6 protein-coding genes are annotated in these 7353 nt (G+C 36.6%); 4 read left to right on the top strand and 2 right to left on the bottom strand.

The features are described 5' to 3' along the window. Positions 1 to 348 precede the first annotated feature (348 nt). On the bottom strand, positions 349 to 696 hold the full coding sequence (locus IC621_RS01570; RefSeq protein ID WP_191155022.1) for a type IV pilus assembly protein FimV: 348 nt from the start codon (positions 694 to 696) through the stop codon (positions 349 to 351). Between the two features lie 251 nt (positions 697 to 947). On the opposite strand from IC621_RS01570, the gene IC621_RS01565 reads away from it, so the two are divergent. Then, positions 948 to 2174, top strand: a complete 1227-nt coding sequence (locus tag IC621_RS01565) for an MFS transporter (protein ID WP_191155020.1) — start codon at positions 948 to 950, stop codon at positions 2172 to 2174. Positions 2175 to 2603: 429 nt separating this feature from the next. Here IC621_RS01565 and IC621_RS01560 read toward each other — a convergent pair whose 3' ends face one another. Continuing rightward, a complete protein-coding gene (locus IC621_RS01560) occupies positions 2604 to 3386 on the bottom strand; it encodes a DUF1189 domain-containing protein (protein ID WP_191155018.1) in 783 nt (260 codons plus the stop codon). 241 nt (positions 3387 to 3627) lie between these two features. Between IC621_RS01560 and IC621_RS01555 the strand changes: the two genes are divergently transcribed. The 3 genes from IC621_RS01555 to sodA all read left to right on the top strand — a co-directional run bounded on the left by IC621_RS01555 (position 3628) and on the right by sodA (position 6945). After that, positions 3628 to 5238, top strand: a complete 1611-nt coding sequence (locus tag IC621_RS01555) for a Na/Pi cotransporter family protein (RefSeq protein WP_396652959.1) — start codon at positions 3628 to 3630, stop codon at positions 5236 to 5238. A gap of 354 nt (positions 5239 to 5592) precedes the next feature. After that, positions 5593 to 6078, top strand: a complete 486-nt coding sequence (locus IC621_RS01550; protein WP_191155014.1) for a DUF456 domain-containing protein — start codon at positions 5593 to 5595, stop codon at positions 6076 to 6078. A 258-nt stretch (positions 6079 to 6336) separates the two neighbouring features. After that, entirely contained in the window at positions 6337 to 6945 is a 609-nt protein-coding gene (gene sodA / locus IC621_RS01545) for a superoxide dismutase SodA (protein ID WP_191155012.1), read from the top strand. The last annotated feature ends 408 nt before the right edge of the window (positions 6946 to 7353 follow it).

The raw sequence follows: 7353 nt of genomic DNA, 5'->3' as shown, positions 1-7353 counted from the left end.
GCTTCCGCTTGTTTGCCTCTTCAGGATGACATGGCTCTACCGATCCATGTCATCCTGAAGAGGTACGTTTCCTCCCACAAACATTTTACTCATACAATTTAATTTTTTTTCTATTCTTAACGGGCAAAATCCTCATACATCAATCTTCAGAGGAAACAAAGAAGATTAATGGGAGGTAACTTTAAGCAGGTTGTGAAAAAGGAAAGCGCCTTTTGCTTGCGGCAACGTTTGTGTGACTCATATTCTAGGGGACTCGGGCTAGACAGAAGAGGATAACTCTATTGATTAAAGATCACTTAGACCCCGCTAAGAAACAGTTTCTTTATTGAGCGAATGAATAATAATAAATTATCTTTGACTTTCATCTTCTTTGTATAATGGAAATTTATAGCTTTCTCCAATCACAATATTTTCTGCTTTTTCCTCCGGGTTTATTTCCTCAAAGTCTTGAATCATTTCTTCAATTGAAATTGGAAGAGAAGATTGATGAATATCTTCTAAGATTGACAATACAGTCTCACCGGCTCTCACTTTACGTTCAACAAAATCGGGAGCATCCGTTTGAGCCATAGCGGGCTTAGAAGGTTCTTCTATTTGATTAGGCTGAGCGGGCCGGGGTAAAGTGCCCTTTTGTATATCGTAATAAACAATGTAACAAATAAACAAACTAAGACAAAGAATAAACAATCTCTTCATATAATTCACCTTACTTATTAATGAATTTTACTGTTTCTTATTGGCTCTTTTTTAAAAAATTAGAGCTATTAACGATAGGAAGCGGTGAATCGTTGTTGTTTCATGTCCATAAGCCCTTTTAACTTAAGGAGATACTAGATACCTTTGCTCCCGTCTTTGCTCGAGGTTAAAAGGAGTTTATGAAAGCAAGTCTCTTAGTAAAGCGTATGCTTGTCCACATAAAAAATGACTAAAGATTATGGAGGAAAGTTATGAGTAAAACGAGAATATTGACAATTTTAATTGGTATGCTGCCATTGTTAATGGTGCTTGGGAACTCGATGCTAATCCCAATACTCCCAGAATTTGAAGAAGCTTTATCATTAACAAGTGCACAGACAAGCTTGATGTTAAGTATATTCAGCATACCAGCTGCACTGGTCATTCCATTTGTGGGCTTTCTTTCAGATCGTTTTGGAAGAAAACGGCTTATTATTATTTCACTTTTATTTATTATGATAGGCGGGATACTTTGTATTTTCAGCGGCCTAATGAAATATCCAGAAGGCTATTATTTACTTCTGACAGGTCGATTTATACAAGGGCTGGGTACTGGTGGAACAACTCCCCTTGCCATGGCTTTAATCGGAGATTTGTTTGAAGGGGAACAAAGATCAAAGGAGCTTGGAATTTTAGAAGTTTTTAATGGTGCAGCAAAAGTCGTTGCGCCTATTATTGGTGCGCTGTTGGCTCTATTAACATGGTATTCACCTTTTTTTGTTTTTCCAATTATCGGTTGTTTAACATTAATAGGGATTACAATGTTCGTAAAGACTGCTTCTGCAGGAATTTCCAGGCAATCATTGCCTGGTTATTTGAGTGGTATTCGTCGTGTAATAGGAAGAGAAAAAAATTGGCTTTTTTCTACTTACTTTTATGGCGGCACGGGTATGTTTTTACTATTCGGCATGCTTTATTATTTATCCTATCTAATTCAGCAAACTTATCATATTGATGGGTTTTTTAAAGGATTTGTTTTTTCCTTTCCTTTAGGAGCACTAACAATCTCTTCTTATTGGACCGGTAAACAAATAAAAACGGATCATCTTATCATTAAAAAGCTGATGCTTATCGGTTCCGGACTCCTTTGTCTAGCTTTTTTCTTTTTATTATTTTTCCATACGGTGCCACCTTTATTGTTTTTCGTAACAATTGGATTTGGAGGTCTTGGCTTTATATTGCCTTGTATAAATACTCTCATTACGTCAAGTGTGGACGATGCTGAAAGGGGATTTGTTGTTGGGGTATACGGCGTAGCTAGATTCACGGGAGTGGCACTTGGACCAATAGTGTTCAGCAGCTGGATGAGTGATTCTGGCAGCATGTTTATTTATATGTACATCATTCTGGTATTCGCCCAAATTACTTATTGGTGGTCACAATATCATACAGGTAAAGCTACAAAAAGACTAGCTATCAAACCTTTTTGTAAGGAATAAATACCTATAAATTTCTGGTTAAAAAACTTAACAAAAAATTTACATAAACTTAACATTTTTCTGTCATAATTATTCCGCGTTTTTATTTTAGTGTTATCGTATTAAAGTTAGTTATCGATGTCCAGCGCAGGCGGACAGGATGTCTTAGTGCCGGCAGGCATAAGGACGTGACGACTTTGCAGGCCAGGCGCCATCGGCCCTTAGGTCTCAGGGCCAATCCGCCCGAGAAGGTTAAAGAACAACCTTTCAGCCGGCTCGCCCGGATGCTTGTCGCTGAAGGACTAGTGCCCCTGAGCTTTTCGTTCTAATTGAGAATTTATAACCATGAATTTTGATTAATAAGCATTAGTGCACGGTCAGATTCCTAATCTCCAAAAGGGTAAAGCGCTCTTTTCATGAAGCTGATTTTCTGCATGCTTTTTTCGTACTTTATGCAGCTAACGGCTTTTTAGTAGAAGGAATTTCATTGATAGCTAAGTAAACCATCATAAAATGAACAAACCAGTTAACAAATAATGCACTTGGAACATTTGCACCAATGGACTCCATAATCGTAAAAAAGAAGGTAGCAAGCGTTACTGAATACGCAGCAATCGTCCAAATTTGTTTAAAATTCCCCTTTTTCTGCAAGAGGTTCTTTATGACCAATCCAATAAATGCCAACATAAAAATTTCTATAAACTTAAAAGCAGAAGAGGCGATGTACATGAAAAAAGAAATCACAACAATGATAATTGGGAGGATACCGTTTATTTGAGCTAAGTAGTCTATAATGTTTTCCTTAGTAATGGTCAAATCAGATAATAATGAATATTCGTAAATCTGAGATTGTCCGTAGGAAGCGAAAACGAATTCATCCTTTAAAAAGGCAATAGCATTTTGTTTGTTTTCCACTTCTTTTAGGGTGTATGTACCGTTCGGATCTAATAAAACAATAAAGCCATCTTTTCTAATTTCTAACGGCTCCTTAATAGAATCAGCAATTAATTTGCCATTCTCAATCTTAAAGTCAGGAACTTCAGATTTAAGGGTTTGATCAAGTCCTTTTAGGCCAGTAGATAAACCAGTACCGATTTGAAAGATTGCAGGTAAGGTAGCCAAAAGTGATAGAAAAAAGACGAAAAGAATAGTTTTTCCTATTCCTTGAAATCTTGTCATTGCAATTGTTTTAGGGGAGTAAAGACTTTTGAAAAATTGTTGTAAAATATTCACCTGCAAGAACACATCCTTATTATTTACTACAAAAAACATTGTATCTTTCTCAAAAAAATTAAACAAGTTTGAGGATATAGAATAAAAATATTAATTTTTTGTAAATTTTTTATTAAGATGGTCAGAAATATCTTTACATTACCTCAATATATCGTTAATAATTGGTGATGGTTATTCGAAAATGTATCGATAAAAGAATTAGATTGAGGGGTTGTATAGATTGGATTTAAATATTCAAAAGATGATCTTTGAATTTATTGGCGGACTTGGGATTTTTCTTTTTGGAATCAAGTATATGGGTGATGGTCTCCAAAAATCGGCAGGAGATAAATTAAGAGATATATTAGATAAATTTACTACCAACCCTGTAATGGGGGTGCTGGCAGGTCTTATTGTTACCATTCTCATTCAATCCAGCAGCGGCACAACCGTTATTGTTGTCGGGTTAGTAAGTGCTGGCTTTATGACACTTAGACAGGCAATTGGCGTTATAATGGGAGCAAACATCGGTACAACAGTGACAGCATTTATTATTGGTATAAAAATTTCAGATTACGCCTTGCCGGTTATTGCAGTAGGTGCCATCCTTTTATTCTTCTTTAAAAACAAAAAAATTCATAATGTAGGTCAAATATTTTTCGGTTTTGGAGCTTTATTCTTTGGGCTTGAACTGATGGGTGACGGGATGAAGCCGTTACGTACTTTAGAAGCTTTTCAAGACTTAACAGTAAGCCTAAGCTCAAACCCATTATTAGGTGTCCTTATAGGAACGATCTTCACTGTCATTGTTCAAAGTTCAAGTGCCACAATCGGAATTCTTCAGGAACTCCATGGACAAGGTTTAATTGACATAAAAGGCGCCTTGCCGGTTCTTTTCGGTGATAACATTGGAACAACAATTACAGCAGTCCTAGCGTCTATTGGTGCGACAGTTGCCGCAAGAAGAGCCGCTTTAACTCACGTTATTTTTAACCTGATAGGCACTACAATTTTTATAATAGTACTTCCGCTTTTTACTGTAGTTGTCGAAGCTATAAAGACTAACTTGGGACTCAACCCTGAAATGACAATAGCATTTGCTCACGGGATTTTTAATACAACTAATACACTTATTCAATTGCCGTTTATCGGAGTGTTGGCTCTCATTGTAACAAAATTAATTCCTGGTGAGGATTCTGCCATTGACTATAAAGCAAAACATTTAGATCCATTATTTATTGAACAATCTCCATCTATTGCACTTGGACAGGCAAAGGAAGAAATTCTTCGAATGGGTGAATTTGCAAGTGTTGGTTTATCTGAGTCTCACCAATATTTAAAAACAAACTTGCAAAGAAATGCTGAAATGGCTATGCAATTAGAAGATGCAATAAATGTTCTCGATCGAAAGATAACAGACTATTTAATTCTATTGTCCAGAAGTGAAATGTCTCCTGCTGAGTCTGAGGAGCATTCAATGTTAATGGATACCGTGAGAGATATTGAACGTGTGGGAGATCATTTTGAAAATATCGTCGAGCTTGTAGATTATAAGCTGTCAAACAAGGTGAAATTAACCGAAGATGCATTAGAAGACCTTGATGGTATGTTTAACTTAACAATTCAAACTTTAAAAGATGCAATCCAGTCTCTTGATGACAAAGATACTTCATTAGCGGCCAAAGTACTAAAATCAGAAGAGCAGATTGATAGGCAAGAAAGAGCGCTTCGAAAAAAACATATTCTTCGTTTAAATGAACGTAAGTGTTCAGGACAAGCTGGGATTGTCTTTGTAGATATTATCAGCAACTTGGAACGAATTGGTGATCATTCAGTGAATATCGCAGAAGCTGTGTTAGGTTATCGAAAATAAAGTATAATAGTAGTAAGGGGAGACAGACATCCCCTTACTTCTTTTTTTAAAAGATAAGAAAGTATAAGTTTTTGTACCAAGTTTTCGTGTCTAGCTCCAGCGCCTAGCCCGCCTGAGGTCATAAGCCACAAATGAATTGAAGGTAAAGAACACCTTCATTTCATTTGCGTCTTATGCTTGCCCTAGGCTGAACAAGGCGCTTGCGCTTTTCTTATTGAAAACATACTAAAATAAAATGAGTTAGTATAGTCTTTCTCAGGCGCCATGGTAACAGATGTTATAAGTCAAACCTTCGTAAAGAGGTTAAAGAACAGCCTTTGCTGGTGCCTTGGGATTTTTATTCGGAGGCGGAAAATGGATACGTTATATTGGATTCTTATTATTTTAATGTTTGTCATTGCTTTTATCGGATTAATTTATCCGATTATTCCAAGTGTTTTGTTTATAGCAGCAGGTTTTATTCTCTATGGAGTCTTCTATGGATTTGAATCATTTGGATATGTTTTCTGGATTATACAAGGAATATTTATTATTACCTTATTTGTAACGGATTACTTTACTAACCTGATTGGAGTGAAGAAATACGGTGGAAGCAAAGCAGCTATTTGGGGCAGTACAATTGGGCTTTTAATAGGACCTTTTGTAATCCCTATTGCAGGTATTATTGTGGGTCCTTTTGTTGGAGCGGTAGCCGGAGAGTTAATTGTTCATAAGAAAGATTTGAACACGTCCATTAAAATTGGGATTGGCTCTTTAATAGGGTTTATTTCAGGTGTCTTTGCAAAAGCAGTTATTCAACTTATCATGATCGGCTATTTTTTCTATGCGATTTATAATTAAGGCAGCTTTTTCTTTATCGTCTAAGCCTCAATAAGTACAAGCTTGCTTTTTGGTAAGTAAAATAAAGGAGAGAGCCTTCTGCTATTCAGCTTACTTGGCATTGTATGAATTTCTTTCTTTCGGACATGATAACGATATTATCCAAAAGCTTATCGATTGAAACCTTGAGACAATTTTGGTAATCTGAAAATGGAAAGCTAATAAATAGATTTATTGGCAATTCAAAAGGGTACATAACTTTTAAGGAGGAGATTTAAAATGGCTTACGAACTTCCACAATTACCTTATGCTTACGATGCTTTAGAACCACATATTGACAAGGAAACGATGAACATCCATCACACGAAACATCATAACACTTATGTTACAAATGTAAATGCTGCACTTGAAGGACAAGCTGAGCTTTTAAGCAAAAGTGTAGAAGATTTAGTCTCAAATTTAGATGCAGTACCTGAATCTGCTCGTACAGCAGTTCGCAACAATGGTGGCGGACATGCTAACCACAGTCTTTTCTGGACTATTCTTTCTCCAAACGGCGGGGGAGCACCAAGTGGCGAGTTAGCTGATGCTATTACTTCAAAATTTGGAAGCTTAGACAGCTTCAAACAAGAATTTGCTAAAGCTGCTACAACTCGCTTTGGCTCCGGTTGGGCATGGCTGGTTGTAAACAATGGTGAGCTAGAAGTTACAAGCACACCAAACCAGGATTCTCCTTTAATGGAAGGCAAGACTCCGATTCTAGGTTTAGATGTTTGGGAGCATGCTTACTACTTAAATTATCAAAACCGTCGTCCTGATTATATTGGTGCATTTTGGAATGTTGTTAATTGGGATGAAGTTGCTAAACGGTATGCAGCTGCAAAATAATGAAGAAACAAAAAAGCAAAGGCTTTTGCCTTTGCTTTTTTGTTTGTCCAGAAAGTTTAAGGTAATTTACATATGAAAGAGTGTCATTGTCCAGCTACCTTGCCGAAATCGATTGATGTTGCGAGCTAATCCTCCCAAAAGGCTTGCCCTGGCAGGCTGTTCAAGGCGCTCCTTGAAAAGTAGAGAATATAAAATTTCAATCACTCGGCATGAGGAAGAGATTCGCTCAAAAAAGGTTCCAATTGGTTCTTATAAAGGGTAATTGGATCATCCAGCTCCTCGCGGTCGTTTTTTTGTCTGGTTTTTTTACTTGAAGTTGAGAACAGAAAATGAAAATACAAAAACTGGAACTCAAATGTCAATTCCCCTAAAAATTATGGCTTTAATATATTGAAAAGGACTTATATT

Origin of the sequence: Metabacillus arenae (genome assembly GCF_014773385.1) — a bacterium.
Taxonomy (GTDB): Bacteria; Bacillota; Bacilli; order Bacillales; family Bacillaceae; genus Metabacillus_D; species Metabacillus_D arenae.
Note: the sequence above shows the minus strand (reverse complement) of the source record. Positions and strands in the feature narration are given on the sequence as shown.